The sequence below is a fragment of the Streptococcus sp. Z556 genome (assembly GCF_053010225.1).
On record NZ_JBRKNU010000002.1, the window covers coordinates 350,400 to 374,055 of the forward strand.

General features: G+C 40.1%; 20 protein-coding genes. 5 read left to right on the forward strand and 15 right to left on the reverse strand.

Features of this window, described 5'->3' with window-relative positions; all coding sequences use genetic code 11:
• The first annotated feature begins 179 nt into the window (after positions 1-179).
• Positions 180-1,403: a peptidase T gene (gene pepT / locus ACVC7S_RS04090; protein WP_447266287.1), complete on the forward strand. Its 1,224-nt coding sequence runs from the start codon at positions 180-182 to the stop codon at positions 1,401-1,403.
• A 36-nt stretch (positions 1,404-1,439) separates the two neighbouring features.
• Here the strand turns inward: pepT and ACVC7S_RS04095 are convergent, their stop codons facing one another.
• The 5 genes from ACVC7S_RS04095 to ACVC7S_RS04115 form a co-directional block, all read right to left on the reverse strand.
• Positions 1,440-4,493 (reverse strand): pneumococcal-type histidine triad protein, encoded by a 3,054-nt coding sequence (locus ACVC7S_RS04095; protein ID WP_447266288.1) that lies wholly within the window; start codon positions 4,491-4,493, stop codon positions 1,440-1,442.
• 7 nt (positions 4,494-4,500) lie between these two features.
• Complete coding sequence (locus ACVC7S_RS04100) at positions 4,501-5,418, reverse strand: metal ABC transporter solute-binding protein, Zn/Mn family (protein ID WP_447266289.1); 918 nt, start codon at positions 5,416-5,418, stop codon at positions 4,501-4,503.
• Between the two features lie 196 nt (positions 5,419-5,614).
• Positions 5,615-8,137 (reverse strand): pneumococcal-type histidine triad protein, encoded by a 2,523-nt coding sequence (locus tag ACVC7S_RS04105; RefSeq protein WP_447266290.1) that lies wholly within the window; start codon positions 8,135-8,137, stop codon positions 5,615-5,617.
• Between the two features lie 256 nt (positions 8,138-8,393).
• Positions 8,394-10,127 carry a phosphoenolpyruvate--protein phosphotransferase gene (gene ptsP / locus ACVC7S_RS04110; protein ID WP_447266291.1) on the reverse strand — a complete coding sequence of 578 codons (1,734 nt, stop codon included), beginning with the start codon at positions 10,125-10,127 and terminating at the stop codon, positions 8,394-8,396.
• 5 nt (positions 10,128-10,132) lie between these two features.
• On the reverse strand, positions 10,133-10,396 hold the full coding sequence (locus ACVC7S_RS04115; protein ID WP_000146948.1) for a phosphocarrier protein HPr: 264 nt from the start codon (positions 10,394-10,396) through the stop codon (positions 10,133-10,135).
• 362 nt (positions 10,397-10,758) lie between these two features.
• Between ACVC7S_RS04115 and nrdH the strand changes: the two genes are divergently transcribed.
• The 4 genes from nrdH to ACVC7S_RS04135 all read left to right on the forward strand — a co-directional run bounded on the left by nrdH (position 10,759) and on the right by ACVC7S_RS04135 (position 15,284).
• Positions 10,759-10,977 (forward strand): glutaredoxin-like protein NrdH, encoded by a 219-nt coding sequence (nrdH, locus tag ACVC7S_RS04120; protein ID WP_000259239.1) that lies wholly within the window; start codon positions 10,759-10,761, stop codon positions 10,975-10,977.
• An 80-nt stretch (positions 10,978-11,057) separates the two neighbouring features.
• Positions 11,058-13,217, forward strand: coding sequence for a class 1b ribonucleoside-diphosphate reductase subunit alpha (nrdE, locus tag ACVC7S_RS04125; protein ID WP_000523266.1), 2,160 nt, complete (start codon positions 11,058-11,060; stop codon positions 13,215-13,217).
• 194 nt (positions 13,218-13,411) lie between these two features.
• Positions 13,412-14,374: a class 1b ribonucleoside-diphosphate reductase subunit beta gene (gene nrdF, locus ACVC7S_RS04130; protein ID WP_447266292.1), complete on the forward strand. Its 963-nt coding sequence runs from the start codon at positions 13,412-13,414 to the stop codon at positions 14,372-14,374.
• Between the two features lie 142 nt (positions 14,375-14,516).
• Positions 14,517-15,284, forward strand: a complete 768-nt coding sequence (locus ACVC7S_RS04135) for a DeoR/GlpR family DNA-binding transcription regulator (protein WP_000917577.1) — start codon at positions 14,517-14,519, stop codon at positions 15,282-15,284.
• A 64-nt stretch (positions 15,285-15,348) separates the two neighbouring features.
• On the opposite strand, the gene lacD is transcribed toward ACVC7S_RS04135, so the two are convergent.
• The 10 genes from lacD to ACVC7S_RS04185 form a co-directional block, all read right to left on the reverse strand.
• Positions 15,349-16,329, reverse strand: a complete 981-nt coding sequence (gene lacD, locus ACVC7S_RS04140) for a tagatose-bisphosphate aldolase (protein WP_447266293.1) — start codon at positions 16,327-16,329, stop codon at positions 15,349-15,351.
• A gap of 1 nt (position 16,330) precedes the next feature.
• On the reverse strand, positions 16,331-17,260 hold the full coding sequence (locus tag ACVC7S_RS04145) for a tagatose-6-phosphate kinase (protein WP_447266294.1): 930 nt from the start codon (positions 17,258-17,260) through the stop codon (positions 16,331-16,333).
• 10 nt (positions 17,261-17,270) lie between these two features.
• Complete coding sequence (gene lacB, locus ACVC7S_RS04150) at positions 17,271-17,786, reverse strand: galactose-6-phosphate isomerase subunit LacB (RefSeq protein WP_045591451.1); 516 nt, start codon at positions 17,784-17,786, stop codon at positions 17,271-17,273.
• Positions 17,787-17,816: 30 nt separating this feature from the next.
• Complete coding sequence (gene lacA, locus ACVC7S_RS04155) at positions 17,817-18,242, reverse strand: galactose-6-phosphate isomerase subunit LacA (protein WP_000029277.1); 426 nt, start codon at positions 18,240-18,242, stop codon at positions 17,817-17,819.
• Positions 18,243-18,528: 286 nt separating this feature from the next.
• On the reverse strand, positions 18,529-19,425 hold the full coding sequence (locus ACVC7S_RS04160; RefSeq protein ID WP_447266295.1) for an aldose 1-epimerase family protein: 897 nt from the start codon (positions 19,423-19,425) through the stop codon (positions 18,529-18,531).
• Between the two features lie 107 nt (positions 19,426-19,532).
• Complete coding sequence (locus ACVC7S_RS04165; protein WP_000382522.1) at positions 19,533-21,008, reverse strand: PTS galactitol transporter subunit IIC; 1,476 nt, start codon at positions 21,006-21,008, stop codon at positions 19,533-19,535.
• 55 nt (positions 21,009-21,063) lie between these two features.
• The gene (locus tag ACVC7S_RS04170) at positions 21,064-21,369 is read right to left on the reverse strand and encodes a PTS sugar transporter subunit IIB (RefSeq protein WP_000590577.1); all 306 of its coding nucleotides are present in this window, start codon (positions 21,367-21,369) and stop codon (positions 21,064-21,066) included.
• Positions 21,370-21,406: 37 nt separating this feature from the next.
• Entirely contained in the window at positions 21,407-21,883 is a 477-nt protein-coding gene (locus tag ACVC7S_RS04175) for a PTS sugar transporter subunit IIA (RefSeq protein ID WP_447266296.1), read from the reverse strand.
• Positions 21,884-22,075: 192 nt separating this feature from the next.
• Entirely contained in the window at positions 22,076-22,765 is a 690-nt protein-coding gene (locus tag ACVC7S_RS04180; RefSeq protein ID WP_061588148.1) for a sugar phosphate nucleotidyltransferase, read from the reverse strand.
• A gap of 11 nt (positions 22,766-22,776) precedes the next feature.
• Entirely contained in the window at positions 22,777-23,655 is an 879-nt protein-coding gene (locus ACVC7S_RS04185) for a DMT family transporter (protein WP_447266297.1), read from the reverse strand.
• Between the last annotated feature and the right edge of the window lies 1 nt (position 23,656).

Below are 23,656 nucleotides of genomic sequence, written 5' to 3' on the forward strand. Positions count from 1 at the left end.
AAAAGAATAAAAAAATCTCATAAAATATCAATGCATATATTTTATTCTAGAATATCCAAAATTTCATTTAAAAGTCTATTGAATTTGAATTATTATATTTTTTCAAAATTCGTGAAATTTTCAGAATGAGGATTTTTCCGAAGTTTGCATTCTATTTTATGATTGTTAAAGGAGTTTTTATGACTTATCCGAACCTTTTAGATCGTTTCTTAACCTACGTTAAGGTCAATACGCGATCTGACGAACACTCTACTACTACTCCAAGTACGCAAAGCCAGGTAGATTTTGCGACCAATGTTCTTATTCCTGAAATGAAACGTGTTGGTTTGCAAAACGTCTACTACCTTCCAAATGGTTTTGCTATTGGTACCTTACCAGCTAATGATCCAAAGCTCACTCGCAAAATTGGCTTCATCTCCCATATGGATACTGCTGATTTTAATGCTGAGGGAGTTAATCCGCAAGTCATCGAAAATTACGATGGGGGAGCTATCGACTTGGGTGATTCTGGATTTAAACTAGATCCCTCTGACTTCAAGAGTCTTGAAAAATATCATGGCCAAACGCTTATCACAACTGATGGCAGGACCTTGTTGGGTGCTGATGACAAGTCAGGGATTGCTGAGATTATGACTGCTATTGAATATCTGACTGCTCATCCCGAAATCAAACACTGTGAGATTCGTGTTGGTTTTGGACCTGACGAAGAAATCGGTGTCGGTGCCAATAAGTTTGATGCAGAAGACTTTGACGTTGACTTTGCCTATACCGTTGATGGTGGCCCACTAGGTGAACTTCAGTACGAAACTTTCTCAGCAGCTGCTGCTGAACTCCATTTCCAAGGGCGCAATGTTCACCCTGGTACTGCTAAAGGTCAGATGGTCAATGCCCTTCAGCTAGCGATTGATTTTCATAATCAACTTCCTGGGAATGATCGTCCTGAACTGACAGATGGTTACCAAGGTTTCTATCATCTTATGGATGTGTCAGGTAGTGTCGAGGAAGCACGTGCAAGCTATATCATTCGTGACTTTGAAAAAGATGCCTTTGAAGCTCGTAAGGAAGCCATGCAGGACATCGCTGATAAGATGAATCAAGAACTTGGGAATGATCGCGTGACCTTGACTCTGACAGACCAGTACTACAATATGAAGGAAGTCATTGAGAAAGATATGACGCCCGTTACCATTGCCAAAGCCGTTATGGAAGATCTAGAAATCACGCCAATTATCGAGCCAATTCGCGGTGGGACAGATGGCTCTAAAATTTCCTTTATGGGTATTCCAACTCCGAATATCTTTGCTGGTGGTGAAAACATGCATGGACGTTTTGAATACGTCAGTCTTCAAACTATGGAGCGCGCAGTAGATACCATCATTGGTATTGTATCTTATAATGACTAAAAAAGACGAGGTAGCTCAGCTACTTCGTCTTTCTTTTTATTCGTTTGGTTGAGCACTTGGCTCAGACTCACTTTGTGCTTGTTTTTCATTTGATTGAGAAGCAGTTGTTTCACTGCCTTTCTCAGACTTAGATTGGCTGTCAGTTTCACTTGCTTTTGAACGAAGTTCTTGGTTCAAGCTAATAATCTCTTTAGCTAGAGTGAGGAGACCTTCCTTATCACTACTTTTAGCTGCGAGTTGATCAAATAGGCCATCAACACGTTCAAAGTCAGCATCAGATCCTTTGTTATCCTCTAAGTACTTGTGAAGAGAGAGCAAGACATTATAGAGTTTTTGGTAGATGATCACCGTTTGTGGATCTTGTTCTGCTTCTTTTTCCTCTCGTTGGATAGTCGCGGCAATACGATTTAAAAGATCCTCAAGTTGTGTTTTAGCTTCGTCAAGGTCTGCATTTTCTTTTTCTGCGGCTGCTTTGATATTGGCTGCTTCTTCAGCTAGGGATTGTTTGACACCGTCTTCTTTGACACGCGCTAGAAGTTGAACAACTTTGGATAGGAGAGCATCCACTTCTTCCTTCTTGACCCGGCTAACCCGCTCTTCTGGCATAAAATCACCGTAGAGTTCTTTTAGGAATTCATAGATGGCTGTCTTAGCGGTTTGACTATCTACTTTTTCCGTATCTAGAATAGTCTTACCAGCTTTTGTAGAAACGGGTTCTTCTTTGAGAGCTTCTTCCACCTCAAGTTTAGTTTGGTAGATGGTTGGGAATAACTTGTTTAAGTCGGTTGCTTTGAGGAAAGATTGCGACTGGTAAAGTTCCCAAGTCAGCTTGGCAACACGGTTACGAAGTTCTTCTCTAAGACGGCCATCGGATACATGTTCGTAGAAGTACTTGATGTACTCTACAGTTGTGACTCCTGTACGATCACGGAAATCTTGCAAGGCTTGAAGTTTCGCTTCAATCGCAGCCAACTCTGTCTCATCTTGTGCTAACTTCGCATCCTGCAAATGTACCAAAAGATCTTTCTTAGGCAAGCCATAAGTGTCCGTATCCAGTGTATTGATCTTATCTACAAGGACTTGGTACTTCTTATCTAAAGGTGAAGTTTCAACCGGTGCCACACTTTGATCCACATGGATATATTGCTTATCAAAGAGATCCAAGGCCGCTAGGTAACCAGCGGTTGAGTTGGTCGCCAGTTTTTTCATGTTTTCAGTAAATTGCCCCAAAGCAAGTTCAACCCGTCTCTGCATGATAGGTTGGTCTTTGTAGAGATTTCTGCTATCTGCTAACAGTTGATCAACTTTAGAAAGAACACTCTGCTCGTCAAATGCACCAGGCTGATAGCTTGATTGTAAGGTAGGAATCTTGTTTTTCAAAGCTACTTCATAGCCCTTTGTCTGAACCTTAATGTAGTGATTGTGGTCTCCGTGAGGAATCACAAAGCTACCATTTTCAACTTGCAAACTATAAGGAGATACATTGTCACGTAAAGCAGTTGTAAAAAGTTCATTTAAGAAATCAAGTTCAGGGTCACCTGTCTGCAGTGGAATACGAACACGCTCCTTACGAACAGCATACGGGTGAATATGAGTAGGATCATAGGCTTGATCCGGGTTTCCAAAGACAAAGAATCCATTTGAAATACGAATCGCTTCGAGCGGTACTCCATAGGTCTGTGAGATATACTTGATTTTTTCTTCATCGCTCGCATCTCTTGAGAAACTTTCCACAGTCTTGGCAAGTGGTTGAACAGGCTCAGACTGATGATTTTCTTTCAAGTGATTTTGGGCAGCTTTGATTTGAGCTGCAGTCAAGTCCTTCTTAAAGAAATAATGAGCGTGATCTCCGTGAGAAACTACAAATCCTTGCTCATCCTCACTGATGACACGGTCAGCTGCAAAACCATGATCATGTTCTTCATCATGATGATGGTCATGGTTCTCTCCATCATGGTCATGATCTCCATGGTTGGTCCCCTGACTTCCGTGTTCACCGTCTTGGTCATGATGATGGTCTTGCTGCCCAGGATGTTCTACGGGTTTGCTTGGTTTTTCCAAAGGTGCTGGTTTTCCACTGTCGCTAGCAAGAGGAATCATACGCGCAATCTTTTCTTCCAAGGTAGAAAGCTTTGTATATGGAATAAAATGATAGTGATTTCCATGAGGAATCGCTACGCCACTTGGTGTTCTGCTTGAAATCTTAGCAGGGTCAAAAATCAAGCCATCTGATTCTGCATAACGTTGATTACTTGGAAGAGCATAGAGTTGCTGCAATAGACTCTGAAGGCTCTCTTCTGGTTTGCTTGGTGTTTCGGTTTGTTGACTAGGATTAGTGGTTTGACTGGTTCCATTTTGACTTGGACGATAGTTAGTCACACTCGGTTGTTTTCTAGTTCCAGAGAGATAGGCTTGGGCAGCTGCCAATTCGCTAGCAGACAAAGAACTCTTAGGAATATAGTGGTAATGTCCTCCGTGAGGAACGATGTAAGCATCGCCAGTATCCTCTATAATATCAGATGGATTAAAGATGTAGCCATCATCGGTAGTATAGCGTCCTTGTGATCGTGCAAGGGTCACTGCACTGTTAGAAGTTGGTGCATCGTGAGTATGACCTTGTTTTTGGCGTTCAATTTCGTCCTTCGTACGAACGTTATCTGCATGCGCCGCATCCTTAAGGTAAACATAATACTTGCCATCAACCTTGATAATGTAGCCACCTTTGATTTCGTTGACAATGTCAGCGTCTTTCAGTTGATAATTGGCATCTTTCATCAACAGTTCTTCACTGAAAATCGCGTCAAAAGGAACTTTACCATTGTAATAATGGAAATGATCACCGTGTGATGTCACATAACCTTGATCGGTAATTTTCACGACAATTTGTTCTGCCTGAATATCTTCCTTTTTGCTAACTTGGTCTGGTGTTTGGGTCTCTGTTTTTTGAGAATCTTGCTTCCCATCGACATAAGACACACGGTTATTATCTTTGTTTCCTTCTACCTGGTGTTGGTTCAATGCATAGATGCAAAGGCTTAGGGAAAGGACTAAAGCCGATCCCGCCGCAAGATACTTTTTCTTAATTTTCATAATCTCCTCATTTTAATTCTTCTGCAAGAACATTCATATTTTCTTCTAAATTTTCTAAGTAAGTTTTGTCATTTTCGGGGTCTGCTTCCAAAGGATTCAGTGTTTTCAGGCTAACTCCTGTTGATTTGACCAAGGTCTCAGCGACTTTAGAAGAAGCATTGCTCTCAGTAAAGATGGTTTTAACCTTATAGGTTTTTACAAATTCTTGGATTTCTGTCAACTGTCTCGGACTTGGTTCTTGTTCAGGAGAAATCCCTGCTATACCAAGTTGTTTCAAACCAAAGCGTTTAGCCAGGTAAGAAAAGGCTGTGTGTTGCGTAACAAAAGTCTTTTGACTTGCTTTTTCAAAAATAGGCTGGTATTTCTTGCTTAATTCTTGAGCTTTAGCGATAAAGTCTTTAGCATTCTTTTGATAAGTCTCTTTATTGGCACTATCAAGCTCCGAAAGTTTATCCGCAATAATCTGCGCTTCTTCGCCAGCTTTTTCTGGATCTAACCAAGTGTGAGGGTCGTAGAGTGTTTTTTCATCAATACCGTCACTAGCTTCAACATCTTCCAAACCTGGTACACGCTCCAAGGTCATCCCTTCAGAGGCTTCTAAAACTTTAACTTTTGATTTTTTCAAATTTGGATCCAGACTTCCCGCCCAAGACTCCAGTGTATGCGAGTGGTAGACAAAAACATCCGCATCATAAATAGCAGCAATGTCATTCGCTGAAGGTTCATATGAGTGAATTCCACTACTTGACTGAATCATCCGAACATCATTCAGGTTACCTGATACCTCTTTGACCATGGCATAGACTGGGTAAAAACTTGTGACAATCTTCATCCCTTTTGCTTCTTGTTTTTCTTTTTGACTACATGCTCCTAAGACAAGAGCCAACAAACTGGCCATCAATAATAGGATCGTTCTTTTTTTCATCATTACTCCTTAACTAGTATTTAACCATTTAATTAACTAGTAAATAGTTTATCTTTATTTACACTATATGTCAAGATATTTTGCACATTTTCATGAAAAAAATGAGAACTAGAACTCATATTCTGCTCTCATTTTTCGATTTTATCTTTTCTAGCTCTCCTATCCTGTTTTTAGGAGTTAGAAAATGTTGCTACAACTACTTACTCTCCCTTAACAAAGCCAATAATTTTTCAGCTTCTGCCATAATAGTATTGTTGTCTTGGGCGCCAAATAGCAAGTTATTCTTTAATCCCGTGAGAGTTTCTTTGGCATTAGACTTGATAATGGGGTCTTGGATTTTTCCAAGTATATCTTCAGCCTCTCTCAGTTTTTCTTCAACCTTTTCAGTTTCAACCTTAGGTTCTTCTGATTCCTCTGGCGATTCTTCTTCTGGCTCCTCAGTTGGTTTTGGAGACTCTGGTTTCTCACTCTTCGGCTTCTCTTCGCGAGGTTTTTCTTCCTCAGGTTTTTCTGTCCGAGGTTTCTCTACTGATGGTTTTTCCGTATGATTGTTATCAGCTTGACCATTTTGGTTTCTTTGAACATGGTCACTTGCATTTCCCCAACCACTATCTGAATGCGGACGTTCGTTTGGATGTTCGACATAGTACTTCACAGTCTCAAAGAGATCCTCTAAAGTATAACCCTTAGGAGCCTCATAAAGGCCTTCGTCAAACCACTCAAATTTGATGTTATGGTAATGGTCATAATGAGGAATAATCAAGCTTCCGTTTTTGACTTCCACAGTATGTTGGAGATTGTAAGGCATACGATCAAGCGGCACCTTCTTGGCTGCTTTCACGCGGTTGTAGATAGCTTCTGCTCCTTTAGCCTCCGTATTTCCTGAATTCTGATGGTCTGTTGAAGGAGGAGTTAAACCTTTCTCTTTAGCATAAGCCTGGGCTGCCGCTCTTTCGGCTTCAGACAAACTATCTTTTTTAATCCAATGGCTATGGGTCATATGAGGAGTTACATAAGCATCCCCCTCATCACTTGTGATATCACGAGGATCAAAGATATAACCGTCTTCTGTTGTATACTTACCTGCCAACTTGGCTACTTGAATCTCATCATCAGTATAAGCAATTTGCGCATTCGGTTTTCCTAAACGTTCTGGATGGCGAATCGGTGCTAAGAAAGCAAGAATATCATCCACTAACTTGACTTTATCACTTGAAGCATCATTGAGTCGTTCCAAGAGTTTATCCAAAGCCTCAAAATCAGCTTGGCGCCCTTTATTATCAAGTAAGTCTTGAAGAACTCTTGCTAGTAAATCATAAGCCTTATTGTAAAATCCTCGATCACCAGATGGGAGGTTGGTTTTCTTAGCTCTGAGTTTATGAGACAAACTTTCTTGCTGGGCTAGTTTACTATCAATGGCTGCTGCTGTTTCTGCTGAAAGCTTCATGGCAGGAGTATAACGTGAGATTCCATTCTCCTCAAATACATAGCCATCAGCTACTTTTCGAATCGCCTGTTTAACCAATTTTTCGTCAATTGGATTGCTTGGAGCTGGTTGAGGATTTGGTGCAGGTTGCGGGCTTGGACTAGGTTCCGGAGTCGGTTGTGGACTTGGTTGTTCTGGTCTTGAATCCGGCACCCAGTGGTTCGAACGATAGCGAAGCGGGATGATGCGAGCGATTCGTTCTTCCAATTCAGACATTTGTTCATAAGGGATAAAGTGGTAATGGTTACCATGAGGGACAGCTACACCTCTGGCGGTTCGACTTGTGATTTGCGCCGGGTCGAAAACAAGGCCATCAGATTCTACGTGTCGTTGGCTGTGTGGCAAGGCATAAAGCTGTTTCAAAAGACTATCAATGTCATCACTTTGACTTGCTTGACTGTTAGTATTGCTGTTGTTGCTTGTGTTAGTATTGGTAGTTCCTGGATTGCTTACAGAAGGTGCCCAGTTTGCTCTTGGAGTGTTATCGCTATTTTGTCGGCGATAGGTTCTTGAACTTGACAGATTGCCCCGACCAGATAGGAAGGCTTCTGCAGCAGCCAACTCGCTAGCTGATAACTCATTCTTAGGAATGTAATGGTAATGATCGCCATGAGGAACGATATAAGCATCACCAGTATCCTCTATAATATCAGATGCATTAAAGATGTAACCATCATCTGTGGTATAACGTCCTTGCGAACGTGCCAGAGCTACAGCACCATCGTTTCTTGGAGTCCCACCTTCACGATGTTGACTATGCTCTTGTTTTTGTCGATTGATTTCTGCTTTCGTACGAACATTATCCGCATGGGCAGCATCCTTAAGGTAAACATAGTATTTTCCATCTACCTTGATAACATATCCACCCTTGACTTCATTGACAATATCCTCATCTTTTAGCTTATAGTTTGGATCTTTCATGAGTAATTCTTCACTAAAAATTGCGTCATAAGGAACCTTACCATTGTAATAATGATAGTGGTCGCCATGTGAAGTGACATAGCCTTGGTCTGTTATCTTGATGACGATTTGCTCCGCATTGATTCCTTCACGCTTGCTAACCTCATCAGGAGTCAAATTCTCCGTTTTTTGCGTCGCTTGTTTTCCATCTATATAGGAAACACGATTATTTTCCTTAACCGTTCTGGCTTGATACAGTCCCAACTCGTAAGAACAAACACTTAAAATCAAGGCTGCCGCAGAACCAGCAAGATATTTTTTATTAATTTTCATCGAAACTCACTTTCTTTTTTGATATTTCTATTTGCAATTCATTTCTAAATTGCAGAAACTCCTCTCTATTACTTAACTGGTTAATAGTTTACTCCTAAATTTTCACCTTGTCAAGGATTTTATGAACCAGTTAAGTAATTTTTTATTCTGCCCTACTACCTTGTCTTCGAAAGGCTTCATATAAAGCAGTTTTTCTTAATATTGCTTTAAAAAATATAAAAAAAGTCCCTGCAACTGCGTTGCAGGGATTTTTCGATTAATCAAAATTAACGTATTCTTTTTGAAGTTCAAGAACTTCTTCCATTGTTGAGCATTCTGTAAGGGCACGGTTTGCGTACTCTTCCATCTTAGCTGTGTCCAATTTCTTCATCAAGCTACGTGTACGAAGTACAGATGTTGCTGACATAGAGAACTCATCCAAGCCCATTCCGACAAGAAGTGGAACAGCTTGTTGGTCACCAGCCATCTCACCACACATACCAGCCCATTTACCTTCAGCATGAGCTGCTTTGATAACGTTGTTAATCAAACGAAGGATTGATGGGTTGTATGGTTGGTAAAGGTATGAAACTTGTTCGTTCATACGGTCTGCTGCCATTGTGTATTGGATCAAGTCGTTTGTACCAATTGAGAAGAAGTCAACTTCTTTAGCAAATTGGTCTGCAAGCATAGCCGCTGCAGGAATCTCGATCATGATACCAACTTGGATATCATCCGCAACTGCAACACCTTCAGCAAGAAGATTTGCTTTTTCTTCGTCAAAGACTGCTTTCGCTGCACGGAATTCTTTCAAGAGTGCAACCATTGGGAACATGATACGCAATTGACCGTGAACAGACGCACGAAGAAGAGCACGGATTTGTGTGCGGAACATAGCATCTCCAGTCTCAGAGATAGAGATACGAAGGGCACGGAATCCAAGGAATGGATTCATTTCGTGAGGCATATCGAAGTAAGGAAGTTCCTTATCTCCACCGATATCCATTGTACGAACGACAACTGGTTTACCGTTCATTCCTTCAAGTACAGCCTTGTAAGCTTCGTACTGCTCATCTTCTGTTGGGAAGTCTTGAGAATCCATGTACAAGAACTCTGTGCGGTAAAGACCAACAGCTTCAGCACCGTTGTCATTGACACCTTCAACGTCTTTTGGAGTACCGATGTTGGCAGCCAATTCGAAATGTTTGCCATCAGCAGTCACTGTTTTAGCATCTTTTAAGAGTGCCCATTCAGCTTTCTGTTGAGCATAAGCTTCACCAGCTGCTTTAAATTCTGTAGCTTGTTCATCAGTTGGGTTGATGATAACTTCACCTGTGATACCGTTAACGGCAAGGATGTCACCGTCTTTTACGATTTCAGTGATGTTGTTTGTACCCAATACAGCAGCAATTTCAAGTGTACGTGCCATGATAGCTGAGTGGCTTGTACGTCCACCAATGTTGGTTACAAAAGCTTTTACAAAGTTTTTGTCCAATTGAGCTGTATCAGAAGGAGTCAAGTCATGTGCAATGACAATCACTTCTTCATTGATAGAAGCTGGGTTTGGCAATTTTTTACCAAGAAGGTTTGCCAATACACGTTTTGTCACGTCGCGGATATCCGCCGCACGTTCTTGCATGTATGGGTTGTCTTCCATACCTTCAAAGATAGTGATAAACATGTCTGTAACTTCTTTCAGACCTGCTTCTGCATTCACTTTCTTAGCACGGATTGTTTCCTTGATTTGGCTGATCATTTCTGGGTCAGCAAGGACCATTAAGTGAGCGTCAAATACTTGAGCAGCTTCTTCACCGAGCGTACCTACTGCTTTCTCACGAATAACAGAAAGCTCGTCTTGTGATGCTTTTAGAGCAGCATCAAGGCGAGCTTCTTCTGCGTTTGTATCTTCGACTGTAACAGTCTCAAATGACAAATCCGGTTGAACGAGTAGATATGCTTTTGCAACTGCAACACCGTCTGATGCTGCGATTCCTTTAAGCATTTCTGTCATTTTCCTTATGCCAATCCTTCTTTTTCCATAGTTTCAGTGATAGCAGCGATTGCGTCGTCAGCATCTGCACCTTCAGCTGAAATTGTAACGTCAGCACCTTGGCCAACACCAAGACTCATAACACCCATGATAGATTTAAGGTTTACTGATTTACCTTTGTATTCAAGAGTGATATCTGAAGCAAATTTGCTAGCTGTTTGAACCAACAATGTTGCTGGACGTGCGTGAATACCTGTTTCTGCCACTACGTGGAAATCTTTAGAAGCCATAGTTTGACTCTCCTTTAGTTATTTCTTTTTTGAGTTATATGTGATAACCCTTACAAGACTGTATTATATCACCTTCTAGATAATTTTTCAAGTGTTTTATGGACTTTCTTCTATTTCCTTTCTGATAACTTGCTGAAAATCTTCTATTTGTCTTACCAATATACAGTATATAGTTTTTTTGTTTTGATAAACTTTGATAGTTCAATGAAAACCCAATTTTACACTCTGACAAAACACTATATCTTGTGCTTTGTTTTTGAAACTGTAACTTTTTAGCACAAGATTTAGTTTAAAAAGTTTGACAAAGTTTTTTTTTCTGATATACTAAGAAAGTAATCAATTTTGAAAGAGGAGTTACGAAAATGGTAACCGTTTATTCTAAAAACAACTGTGTCCAATGTAAGATGACCAAGCGTTTCTTGGACAGCAACAATGTCGCTTATCGTGAGATTAATCTTGACGAGCAACCTGAGTACATCGATCAAGTTAAAGAGCTCGGTTTCAGCGCAGCTCCTATTATCCAAACACCAACTGAAGTTTTTTCAGGTTTCCAACCAGGAAAACTAAAACAGTTAGCATAATCTTAGTACATCATCCAGAAGAAACTGCTTCTAGGGCTAACTTAGAAGCCTTTCTTTTGTAATTAGATAAGGGAAATTTTATGGGATTAAAACATCTTGAGGACGTGACCTACTTCCGTCTCAATAACGAAATCAACCGTCCTGTTAATGGACAAATCATGCTTCATAAAGATAAAGAAGCCTTGGATGCCTTCTTTAAAGAAAATGTAGTTCCAAACACTATGGTTTTTGATTCAATCACTGATAAAATCAACTACCTCATTGAACACAACTACATTGAAACAGCATTTATCAAGAAATACCGCCCAGAATTCTTGGAAGAATTGTCTCAATTTATTAAAGATCAAAACTTCCAATTCAAGTCTTTCATGGCTGCCTATAAGTTTTACAATCAATATGCCTTGAAGACTAACGACGGTGAATATTACCTTGAAAGTATGGAAGACCGTGTCTTCTTTAATGCACTTTATTTTGCTGACGGGGATGAAGCGATTGCGACTGATATTGCCAATGAAATCATCCACCAACGCTACCAACCAGCTACTCCTTCCTTTTTGAACGCAGGTCGTGCTCGTCGTGGGGAGTTGGTATCTTGTTTCTTGATTCAAGTAACTGATGACATGAACTCTATCGGACGTTCCATCAACTCAGCTCTCCAACTTTCACGTATCGGTGGTGGTGTGGGAATTTCCCTCAGCAACCTTCGTGAAGCTGGTGCACCTATCAAAGGCTATGAAGGTGCTGCTTCTGGTGTCGTACCAGTTATGAAACTTTTCGAAGACAGCTTCTCTTACTCCAACCAATTGGGGCAACGTCAAGGGGCTGGTGTAGTGTATCTCAATGTCTTTCACCCAGATATCATCGCCTTCCTTTCTACTAAGAAAGAAAATGCCGATGAAAAAGTTCGTGTGAAGACCCTCTCACTTGGAGTTGTGGTACCAGATAAATTCTACGAATTGGCTCGTAAAAATGAAGAAATGTACCTCTTCAGCCCTTACTCTGTAGAGCTTGAGTATGGCGTGCCATTCAACTATATCGACATCACTGAAAAATATGATGAATTAGTAGCAAATCCAAATATCCGCAAGACAAAAATCAAGGCGCGTGATTTGGAAACGGAAATCTCTAAATTGCAACAAGAATCTGGCTATCCATATGTAGTCAACATCGATACGGCTAACCGTGCAAATCCTGTTGATGGAAAGATTATCATGAGCAACTTGTGTTCTGAGATTCTTCAAGTTCAAGAACCAAGTTTGATCAACGATGCTCAAGAATTCCTTCAAATGGGAACAGACGTCTCATGTAACCTTGGTTCAACCAACGTGGTCAACATGATGACCTCACCTGACTTTGGTCGTTCTATCCGTGCTATGGTTCGTGCTTTGACTTTCGTTACAGATAGTTCACACATCGTAGCTGTCCCTACTATCGACCACGGAAACAGTTTGGCTCACACCTTTGGTCTTGGTGCTATGGGACTTCACAGCTACCTAGCGCAACAACTGATCGAATATGGATCACCTGAGTCAGTTGAATTTACAAGCATCTACTTTATGCTTATGAACTACTGGACCTTGGTAGAATCTAATAACATCGCGCGTGAACGTGGTATCACCTTCCACAACTTTGAAAAATCAGACTATGCTAACGGAAGCTACTTCGACAAGTATGTGACAGGCGAATTTGTTCCAAAATCAGACCGTGTCAAAGAGCTCTTCAAAGACGTCTTTATCCCAAGTGCTGCTGATTGGGCTGAACTTCGCGAAAAGGTTCAAGCAGATGGTCTTTATCACCAAAACCGTCTAGCTGTTGCTCCAAATGGTTCTATCAGCTACATCAACGACGTTTCTGCTTCTATCCACCCGATTACACAACGCATCGAAGAACGTCAGGAAAAGAAAATTGGTAAGATCTACTACCCTGCTGCAGGTTTGTCAACAGATACTATCCCTTACTACACTTCTGCTTACGACATGGATATGCGTAAGGTGATTGATGTTTACGCTGCTGCGACAGAGCACGTGGATCAAGGACTTTCACTCACCCTCTTCATGCGTAGCGACATTCCAAAAGGTCTTTACGAATGGAAGAAAGAAAACAAACAAACGACACGTGACCTATCTATTCTTCGTAACTATGCCTTTAACAAGGGTATCAAGTCTATCTACTACGTCCGTACCTTTACAGACGACGGTGGGGAAGTTGGTGCTAACCAATGTGAAAGCTGTGTGATTTAATTTTTATCTGAGGAAACCACATTTTCTCAGACTACTGATTAAGTTACCCACCAGAAAAAAACTTGACAAGTATCTAAAATACTAGGAAAAATGAAAAGTCGGTCTTCCGACTTTTTGTGCGATACTCTTCTCAGACTATGATAAAATAGAGAAGATTCCATAATCGCATTATTACATACAGAAAGAGATTTCAAATGGAAACTTACTACAAAGCCATTAACTGGAATGCCATCGAAGATGTCATCGACAAATCAACTTGGGAAAAGCTGACGGAGCAATTCTGGCTCGACACTCGTATCCCCTTGTCAAATGACCTTGACGACTGGAGAAAACTATCAAACAAGGAAAAAGACTTGGTAGGAAAAGTCTTTGGTGGTTTAACGCTTCTTGATACCATGCAATCTGAAACAGGGGTTCAGGCTCTTCGTTCAGACATCCGTACACCGCATGAGGAAGCTGTTTTCAACAACATCCAGTTTATGGAATCAGTCCACGCAAAATCTTACTCTTCTATCTTTTCAACCTTGAATACCAAGGCTGAGATTGAAGAAATCTTTGAATGGACCAACACCAACCCTTACCTACAAAAAAAAGCTGAAATTATCAATGAAATCTATCTCAATGGTAGTCCACTTGAAAAGAAAGTTGCCAGCGTTTTTCTTGAAACCTTCCTCTTCTACTCTGGTTTCTTTACACCGCTCTACTATCTCGGTAACAACAAACTAGCCAACGTTGCGGAAATCATTAAACTAATCATCCGTGATGAGTCTGTTCACGGAACCTACATCGGTTACAAATTCCAACTTGGTTTCAACGAATTGCCTGAAGAAGAGCAAGAAAAACTCAAAGAATGGATGTACGACCTGCTCTACACTCTCTACGAAAACGAAGAGGGCTATACAGAAAGTCTCTATGACGGTGTTGGTTGGACTGAGGAAGTCAAAACCTTCCTTCGTTACAATGCCAATAAGGCCCTTATGAACCTAGGACAAGATCCACTCTTCCCAGACTCAGCAGATGATGTCAACCCAATCGTCATGAACGGTATTTCAACAGGAACTTCCAACCACGACTTCTTCTCTCAAGTCGGAAATGGTTACCTCCTTGGTGAAGTTGAAGCCATGCAAGATGATGATTACAACTACGGTTTAGACTAATTTGGCCAATCATTCAAAATATCATGGTTTGTTTAAAACAACCATGATATTTTTGTTTTTTGTTTTATTTTGTTTTTTTTTCTATTTGATATATTGAGCGTTTTATGGTAAGATAATAATAGTAGAAATCGAGGTGATAAGGATGCTAAAGCAAGAGAAACTAGATAATATTCTAGAAACGGTAAATACAAAGGGAACTATTACTGTAAAAGAAATCATGACGCGTCTGGATGTATCAGATATGACAGCTCGTCGCTACTTACAAGAATTGGCAGATAAAGATTTACTGGTCCGTGTGCATGGTGGTGCTGAAAAACTTCGTACAGGTTCTCTCTTAAACAACGAACGGTCAAACGTTGAAAAACAAGGCTTACAGATTGCTGAAAAACAAGAAATTAGTCGTTTTGCAGGTCGTTTGATTGACGAAGGAGAAACCATTTTTATCGGTCCAGGAACAACCTTGGAGTGTTTTGCTCGTGAGCTCCCTATCGATAATATTCGTGTTGTAACAAACAGTCTTCCAGTTTTTCTCATCCTAAACGAACGAAAACTAACAGATTTGATTTTGATTGGTGGAAATTATCGCTCTATCACTGGTGCTTTTGTAGGGACACTTACCTTACAGGATTTGACAAACCTTCAGTTTTCTAAGGCATTTGTTAGCTGTAATGGTATTAAGGATAAGGCAATTGCTACTTTCAGTGAAGAAGAGGGCGAGGTACAACGAATTGCCTTGAATAATGCCAATAAAAAATATCTACTGGCAGATCACAGTAAGTTTAATAAGTTTGATTTTTACACCTTCTACAATATCTCAGAGATTGATACTATCGTTTCAGATTCCAAACTGAACAAAGAAACCTTCGACCAACTTTCGAAACAAACAAAAATCATTCTTTCTAAACCATAAAACTATCCCCACCGATTGGTGGGGATTTTTGTAAGTATTAAAATTTCAGTCTTTAATGGTTTTATTACACGCGTTCTTTCCATGAAGTCGCTGTTGTTTGAAGAACCTTGTTGAGTTCGTCAATGTTCTCAAATCCTGTTGTACGTAGCCATTCACGAGCTGCTGCTTCACCATCTTTGATGTAGGATTCAACTGATCCAGCCCATGTAGCACGGCCGCAAAGAACTCCGTTGAAGTTTGCGCCTGATTCGTTGGCAAAGACAAGGGTTTCTTGGAAGAGTTTTGCTGACACTCCTGCACTCAAGTAGATGTATGGCAAGTTAGTTGCCTCATCTTGTGCTTTGAAGAAGGCTGCTGCTTCTTCGCGAGTATGAACGATTTCTCCATCACCAAAGCCTTCAACGTATTTCACGTTAACTGGAACTTCCACTTTCAAGACATCGATGTTAAAGCGTGGGTCTGAGAAGACCTTCATAGCACCGATTACCTTGCGTGGTTTTACTTTAGCGTATTCGGCAGAACCTGCGTCAGCGATTTTTTCATCGTAAGCCAAGATTTCAAGGAAGAATGGAATGTCTTCCGCCACACACTCAGAACCGATACGCTCGATGTAGGCTTGTTTTTCTTGGTTGAGTTCGTCAGCGCTGTCTACGTCATAGTAAAGCAAGAACTTAACAGCATCTGCACCTTGTTCCTTGATACGTTTTGCAGACCAAACGTCCAAGCAGTCTGGCAAGCGTTTTGTACTTGTTGTATCGTATCCTGTTTTCTCATAAGCAAGGAGAAGACCAGCATTGGCATCAAGCGCTTTTGTAGCTGGAAGTCCGTACTCAGGGTCAAGGAGCATTGATGATGCGTATTTTGTCAATTCATCTGCAACCAATACTTTAAGTTCTTCCATTTGAGCGACTGTTGGCTCTTCCGTTTGGTATTGAGCCATGAGGCGTTTCAAAGCGCCACGTTGGTCAAAGGCAAGAGCTGAGATAATGCCGTTCTCGTCAGAGAGTTTTTGCAAGCAAGCACGTTTGTTTTCTGTTAAAACCATTTTATACCTCTTTTACTATTAATTGATCATATAAAGCTTGATAGTTGGCCATATTGACATGACCTGTCATCTTTTCTTGGGCATTGAGCATACCAAGGACATTGGCCTTGATGAGGAGTTCTTGATCAGATTCTTTATGAAGAAGACCTGATGAAATACCTGCCACAGTAGAATCTCCAGATCCAACTGGATTAACTACTTGAATTCTCGGAATATCTACCTTGTAGAAAGTATCACTATGTTTTGCAAAAGCACCATTTGCACCAAGTGAAACGATAATCCACTCAATCCCTGCAAATAGAGGCTCTTGAAGAACTTCTTTTAATTCATCCAAATCTTCTGAAACTTCTTTTCCAAGAAGCTGAGACAATTCTTCGTTATTTGGTTTAATTACTGTTGGTTTGTGGGGTGATTCAAGAACCGCCTGAAGAGCTGCACCTGAGCAGTCCAAGACTACAGGTTTTCCTGCGCGATTAGCAAGTTCTACTAAGTTTGCATAGTAGTCAACTGGAAGACCAGCTGGAAGACTACCAGAGATAGCAACTACTTCCACAGTGTCAAGAAGATTTTCAAAATGAGCCAAGAAATCTTGCCCTTCTTGTTCCAGAACTTCAGGCCCTTTTTCAAGGATTTCTGTTTGATTGTCTCCGTGTAGAATAGCGATACAGTTACGAGTCTCTCCTTGAATGGAGAAGAAACGTTTCGTTACTTTATCATCGATATGCTCTACTAAAAACTCACCAAGTTTACCACCGACCAAACCAGTAGCAACAACAGAATCACCAAATTCTGAAAGAACTCGTGTAACATTGAGCCCTTTACCACCAGCTGTCTTGGTCACGTCCACCACACGGTTGACAGTGTCAATTTTCAATTCATCCAAAGGATAAGAAATATCAATGGATGGATTCATTGTGACTGTTAAAATCATGCGTCACCTCTTAGTCGTGGTATTCACCGCGATCCCATTTTTCAAGGAATTCTGTAAAGAAGTTTGCATCTGCTTGATGAGCATTGTGAGTTTCAACATGCTCAATTTTAGCGATCAATTTTTTGTTTTCTTCAGATGGCTTGTATTCAGCATTGATGAAAGCTTCAATGATATCACACATGAGCAATTCACCAGTAATCTTACCACCGAAACCAATAACGTTGGCATTCAATTGTTCTTTTGCATAAAGTGCTGTTGTCATATCACGAACCAAGGCAGAGCGTACACCTGGAACTTTGTTAACAGCGTTATTGATACCAACACCTGTACCACAGATACATACCCCAAGATCAGCTTGTCCGCTAACAACTGCTTCCCCTACTTTTTTACCAAAAATTGGGTAGTGTGTTCGCGCATGATCGTAAGTACCAAAGTCAATGACTTCATGTCCTTTTGATTTCAAGAATTCAGAAACTGCCATTTTTTCATTTGTTACGATGTGGTCACATCCGATTGCAATTCTCATTTTTAACTTACCTTTCTTACTGTAATCTAATTAACACATTTTGTTCAACATGTCGACACGAATCTGGTGACGTCCACCGTCGTATTTACCATTAACAAAACCTTTAGCAATATTTTTGGCCAATTCGTCACCAACAAGTTGTGCACCCATAGTGATCATACGTGAGTTGTTGTGTCCACGAGTCATATAGGCTGAACGTTCATCTGAAACTTCTGCAGCAACCATTCCTTTGATTTTAGTTGCGACCATGAAAGGACCAGCACCATAAGCGTCAATCACGATACCAAGGTTTTGTTCTTCTTTGTTTACTTCTGCAGCAACAGCAAGAGTCACATCGACAAAGTCTTGACCTTCAGCTGTAACATCCACAACGTGGAAGTTTTCTTTTTCCAAGAAGTCTTTCACAACTTCTTTCAATCTCAAACCTGCAGCATCTGCACCGATAACAATAGACATATTGTATACTCCTTTTTATTTTTCTAGGCTAGTAAAGACTTTTATAGTTAGCAGTTTACCTACAAAAGACTTTCTAGCAGTTTAGTGATAAATTTGATTGAATGAGATGAATATCACCTTATCCAAGTCCAGGAAATCAAGTTCCTAGAAACAAACTTTCTCCTCGAAAGAGAATATAACAAGTGATTATTTGTTTGTTACAAACATCATTTGTCGCTTACAAACATAATATACTCCTATTTTCATAAAAAGTCAACAGAAAATGTTTGTTTTTGTGGTTTTTTATCTAAAATATTTCAATATCAAAGCCAATCTGATCTACTTGACCAGCTTCCAAGAGACTAACATTCTTCTTATCTTCTAGATGATCTCCTTCTTCAAGTGAAGTTGATAAGCCAGACCATGGTTCAAAGGCAATGAAAGGTCCCTTATTCAAAGTTGACCAGATAATGAGATTTGAGAACTCCTGGAAGTGTACTTTTAATCCCTTCTCATGCTTACGAGAACGAAGGGCAATTGTTCTGGATTGCAACTCATCCAAAGTCACTGCATCTGTGCTAAACAAATCATAGCTAAGGTCTAATTCTTTTTGCCCATCCAACCATGGACTTCTATCTTGGAAGTCTAACATTCCTGTTTCTGGGAAAGGACGTGGAACAGAGCAAGTCTCTTCTTTCTCAAACTCTAAATAGTAATCTTCATAAGTTTCGCCATCTAGCAGAGGACAGTTAAATCCTGGATGACCACCAATAAAGTAAGGCATGACCTTGCTAGTTTCTTTATTGAAGACTTTGTATTGAGTACGAACAGTCTTGCCAGTCACTAGATAAGTGATTTCAAGGCGGAAATGATAAGGATAGTTTTGATAAGTATTCTCATCATCTTCGATAGCAAAGGTTACACTGTTTTCTGTTTGATCAACTAATTCAAATTCTTTTTTACGGACCAAACCGTGACGAGGAATCTTTCCTTTCGTCTCCGTTCCATCTGCATGACTGTAGAAGGCTGTATCCTCTCTCAAAGAACCACAGATTGGAAAAAGTACTGGAGCTTGTCCACTCCAGTAAGTGGCATCTCCTTGCCACAAATACTCAATGCCTTCTCGGTCCTTGATTGATGACAGGGCACCACCTAAGGTTTTAAATTGGACCGTTAACTGGTCTGATTTTACTTCAATTACCATTATATTCTCCAACTATTCTTAGATTTTTATATAAAAAACTAGGTTGTCACTCCCAATGTCGGAAATTGACAACCTAGTTTTCACAATTTACATTTTATAGGAGCGAATTATTTAGCATTTGCAGCGTATTCTTCGTTACGTTTGATCATTTGTTTTCTATACCAAGCAAAGATACCTACATAGAATACAAGGAAGGCTGCTGCACCAAGGATTGCTTTGATATCACCTGTTGTAGCATTACCAATTGCCCAACCAAATAGTTTTTCGATTGGTCCTTCAAGAGTTGAGTGAGTGATCAATTGAGTTTGGCTCACACCTTCTGGGAAGGCACCTACGCCTTTAGCAAGTTCAGTTGCAAATGGAGCGATAAGAGTACCTGAAAGAAGGAAGAGTGGCAACAAGAGTGTACCAAAGATGATCATACGAAGCAATTTACCACGAGTAACAACCAAGAGAGCTGGAGTCACACCCATGGCGATGATACCTGCAAGTGGCAAGATACCATTTCCGACGTTTGAAAGAAGCACTGCTTCAATCAACATGATTGGTGCAAGTACGTTGGCACAAGCCCAGATTTCAGCACGACCAGCGATGAAAGGCCAGTCAAGACCGATGTTGAATTTACGTCCTTGAAGACGTTTAGTAGCAACGTTTGTGATACCTTGTGAAAGTGGTTCTACGGCTGCGATGAACCAAGATCCGATGAGTGAGAAGAGCTCCAAGCAGACACCGGCAGTCAAACCAAGGCTCAACCAACCTTTAATAACAAGTTCCCATGAAGATGCATCTTCTACTCCAGCAACTGGATGTGGAGTTCCCATCAAACCAATAACGATACCAAGAATGAAACCGATGAAGAATTTAGATCCCCAGAAACCGATTTTTTTGTTCAATTTCGCAGCGTCGAAGTCATATTTATCAAGACCTGGTAATACTTTATCAAAGATCTTATCCAAAACCATGATAACTGGGTTCATCATGTAGTTCATGTGAGTTGAAGTCATCGGCGATGAACTTGGTGCGTTAAGAAGGTCGTCGAATGTTGGTTTCATCAAGTCAGAGTTGATGATCTTCAAAATACCTACAAGTACAACTGCTGCTGTCGCGATGAAGAGTGAAACTCCTTGGCTTACACCGTTGTTGTCAGCGTACCATTTGATCAAAAGACCAGTGATTGACAAGTGCCAGATATCGAAGATATCAACGTCAAGTGTGTCTGTTTTCTTCATTGCAAGCATCACAACGTTGACAATCAACATGACAAGCAAGAAGTAAAGTGTCCATGCAGACCCCCAAGTAATGGTTGCAAGTGGTGCCCAACCAACGTCAGTGATGTTCAATTGAATACCAGTGTTTTCAACGAATTTCGCAAGTGAAGCTGAGAAAGCACCGTTGAGCATACCGATGATAGCACCGATACCAGTAAGGGCGATGGCAAGCTTGATACCACCTTCGAGCGCTTTGGAGAATTTCACTCCAAAAAGTAGAGCCAATACTGTCAAAATGATCAGCATGATGATAGGGCCACCCATAGCCAAGATAGGTTTAAAGATATCGTTGGCCAGATTGATAATGACATCCATAATAGTTCCTCCCGTTTTTCTAAGTTATATGAATGTTAACAAGATAAAGAATAAATTAGCTTAATCCGTGTTCTTTGATAGCTGCTTCAATATTGTCAAATACTGGAGCGCTCATTGCAGGAATACGGAACAAGATTGGTCCAGCTTCGATTACTGGAATACCTGGTTCAAAACCAAGATCTGTTGCAGCGATTGGAGTAAAGATATCGTAACCTTTCATAAGGTCTTCGTTCACATCTTTAACCATGACTGCATCACAGTGAACGTCATACCCACGGCTTGAAAGTTCTTCTTCTAGAGCACTTTTAATTTGGTGACTTGAGTTAACACCTGCACCGCAGGCAGCAAGAATTTTAATCATTAGGATTTCCTCCGATTTAATAATTTTAATGTACGATTTAAGCAGTTGCTTCAGAAATGTAAGTGTAGAGAGCTTCTGGTTCAGAAATTTTTGCCAGATCTTCTAAGTGACCATTTCCAGTAAAGAAGTCCATCAACTGAGCAAGAATATTGGTTTGACTCGAACTTGAGTTGTTTATGATAAAGAAGAGTAGAGATACTTCGACTTCCTTATCAGGAGCAATCATATTGTGAAAAGTTACTGGTTTTTCTAATCGAACAACCACTACTTTCTCAGCAAGATTATGAACAATATCTGTATGAGGAATCGCTACATTTGGCAAGTCCTTTCCCAGAAATTCCATATCTAAGCCAGTTGGAAATGACTTTTCACGCGTAATCAAGGCTTCACGATAAGTTGGAGTCACTATTTCTCGTTCTTCCAACAGGGTTGCTACCTGATCAAAGAGTTGTTCTTGATTATCCGCTTCTAAGCAAAACACGAGGTCTTTGTCAAAGAAATGATCTAATCCCATAACATTTTCCCTTCTTTCAATTAACTTTTATGCTATAAGTATAACACTATATGAAATCGTTGTCAATGATTTTTGTTTTATTTTGTTCATTTTTTTATAAATTGTGTTTTGTTTGATAAATACAATCAATATCAAACACTCCTTCGTTTCAACTACAAAAAAAGAAGGCTGAGCCTTCTAATTTTGGATTGGTTATTTAATTGATGATAAAATCTCTTCTAGTTTTTGATAGTCTTTGACACTATCGATTTCATAGATGCTATTTCCTTCTAATTCTTCTACATATACATCTAGTTCTTTAATATTATCTTTAACCATATTATCCCAGTAGAGATCAACAAATTCACCACTCTCGTAAGCTTTATCAATAAAGCCAACAATCTTCTCTGCAGTTGGAGCATCCCAGAATGAAACTCCGCTCAAAATACGGCCTGCCTTACTGTCAACAATGATATCTTGAACCTTATAGTCATCACCATAAACTAGGAACCACTCGTTCGTACAGTCTTCACGATAAACACTGAAATAGGTAGAACGTTTAAGATCGTTTCGAAACATATTTTTGAAAAGATAGTTATCTGCATCGATGACGTAGCTGTTAGCCAAATCTTCTTTTACTAGATAAAGTGAGTAAAAGTTATTGTAATCAGCATACTTGTCGTTAAAGACTAAACGAACACCATATTTTTCTTTTAGGTAGTCAAATTGCTCCTTGAGGTAACCAACAACGATAATAATCTCATCAATTCCTCTCTCTTTCAAAAACTCGATTTGGTATTCTACCAAGGGTTTTTGGTTGACCTTAACCAAGGCTTTTGGGGTATTTTCAGTCATAGGGCGCAGGCGAGTTCCTAATCCCGCTGCTAAAATAATCGCTTTCACACGAATCTCCTTTATTCTTTAATAATAATATAAACACCAGCCATGACAATAAGTGAAGTAATGATTGTCAGCATATCTAGCGGTGTACCTAGGAAAACAGCCGCAAATAAGACAGTCCAAACTACATAGCTCACATTCAAACCTGTTGCTTTCGCAGGTTGCAAACGATTAATAGCGATATAATAAGCTAAGTAGGAAATCATATTAAAGGCCGCAAAAACAATCAAGAGCCCTAGTAATTGTCCGTCTGCTACTTCTGCAAATGAATGATGAGAAAAGAGTACAATCACAAGATAAGACAAGAATGAAGTTACTTGTCGAATTAGCAAGGCTTCAATCTCACTTAAGTCACTTTCCATAGCATAGGAACTGAGAACACTTTCACTCCCCCAGGCAATGGCACAAACAAGGGCACAAAGAATCCCAATGTAAAACGAGTTAACTTGTTCAACCTTGTAAGTTTGAGCAATAATAGCTGCAATAATCAAGAAAACACCAAATACTGTATTCTTTGAAACCTTATGTTTCAAAATGAAGAAGGCGAGTAAAACTGAAACTGCTGGGTAAATAGCAGACACGGATGAAGCTAGAGAGCTACCGATATACTTAACCGCGTAAAGATTAGCTTGCATTCCTATAGGTCCAGCTAGCAAGGCTCCAATAATAACACTGACATTTCGAATATTTAAGAAAATAGAAAGGCGAACTTTTCCTTCTTTTACTAAAAGAAAAGCTAACAAGATAAAGATACTCAAGAAATCATGAGCAGCAGCCACCACAAAAGGGGAAAGATTGGTAAAAATTGAAAAGATATAAGCACTAATCGTTAGACCTAATCCCCAGAAAATACCAGAGAGCAGACCAAAAGAAACACCATTTTTATTCTTCATA

Excerpts from the sequence above, each read along its gene's own strand:
- pepT (WP_447266287.1), top strand. The coding sequence starts at position 180 with ATGACTTATCCGAACCTTTTAGATCGTTTCTTAACCTACGTTAAGGTC.
- ACVC7S_RS04095 (WP_447266288.1), bottom strand. The coding sequence starts at position 4,493 with ATGAAAATTAAGAAAAAGTATCTTGCGGCGGGATCGGCTTTAGTCCTT.
- ACVC7S_RS04100 (WP_447266289.1), bottom strand. The coding sequence starts at position 5,418 with ATGAAAAAAAGAACGATCCTATTATTGATGGCCAGTTTGTTGGCTCTT.
- ACVC7S_RS04105 (WP_447266290.1), bottom strand. The coding sequence starts at position 8,137 with ATGAAAATTAATAAAAAATATCTTGCTGGTTCTGCGGCAGCCTTGATT.
- ptsP (WP_447266291.1), bottom strand. The coding sequence starts at position 10,127 with ATGACAGAAATGCTTAAAGGAATCGCAGCATCAGACGGTGTTGCAGTT.
- ACVC7S_RS04115 (WP_000146948.1), bottom strand. The coding sequence starts at position 10,396 with ATGGCTTCTAAAGATTTCCACGTAGTGGCAGAAACAGGTATTCACGCA.
- nrdH (WP_000259239.1), top strand. The coding sequence starts at position 10,759 with ATGGTAACCGTTTATTCTAAAAACAACTGTGTCCAATGTAAGATGACC.
- nrdE (WP_000523266.1), top strand. The coding sequence starts at position 11,058 with ATGGGATTAAAACATCTTGAGGACGTGACCTACTTCCGTCTCAATAAC.
- nrdF (WP_447266292.1), top strand. The coding sequence starts at position 13,412 with ATGGAAACTTACTACAAAGCCATTAACTGGAATGCCATCGAAGATGTC.
- ACVC7S_RS04135 (WP_000917577.1), top strand. The coding sequence starts at position 14,517 with ATGCTAAAGCAAGAGAAACTAGATAATATTCTAGAAACGGTAAATACA.
- lacD (WP_447266293.1), bottom strand. The coding sequence starts at position 16,329 with ATGGTTTTAACAGAAAACAAACGTGCTTGCTTGCAAAAACTCTCTGAC.
- ACVC7S_RS04145 (WP_447266294.1), bottom strand. The coding sequence starts at position 17,260 with ATGATTTTAACAGTCACAATGAATCCATCCATTGATATTTCTTATCCT.
- lacB (WP_045591451.1), bottom strand. The coding sequence starts at position 17,786 with ATGAGAATTGCAATCGGATGTGACCACATCGTAACAAATGAAAAAATG.
- lacA (WP_000029277.1), bottom strand. The coding sequence starts at position 18,242 with ATGTCTATTGTTATCGGTGCAGATGCTGCAGGTTTGAGATTGAAAGAA.
- ACVC7S_RS04160 (WP_447266295.1), bottom strand. The coding sequence starts at position 19,425 with ATGGTAATTGAAGTAAAATCAGACCAGTTAACGGTCCAATTTAAAACC.
- ACVC7S_RS04165 (WP_000382522.1), bottom strand. The coding sequence starts at position 21,008 with ATGGATGTCATTATCAATCTGGCCAACGATATCTTTAAACCTATCTTG.
- ACVC7S_RS04170 (WP_000590577.1), bottom strand. The coding sequence starts at position 21,369 with ATGATTAAAATTCTTGCTGCCTGCGGTGCAGGTGTTAACTCAAGTCAC.
- ACVC7S_RS04175 (WP_447266296.1), bottom strand. The coding sequence starts at position 21,883 with ATGGGATTAGATCATTTCTTTGACAAAGACCTCGTGTTTTGCTTAGAA.
- ACVC7S_RS04185 (WP_447266297.1), bottom strand. The coding sequence starts at position 23,655 with ATGAAGAATAAAAATGGTGTTTCTTTTGGTCTGCTCTCTGGTATTTTC.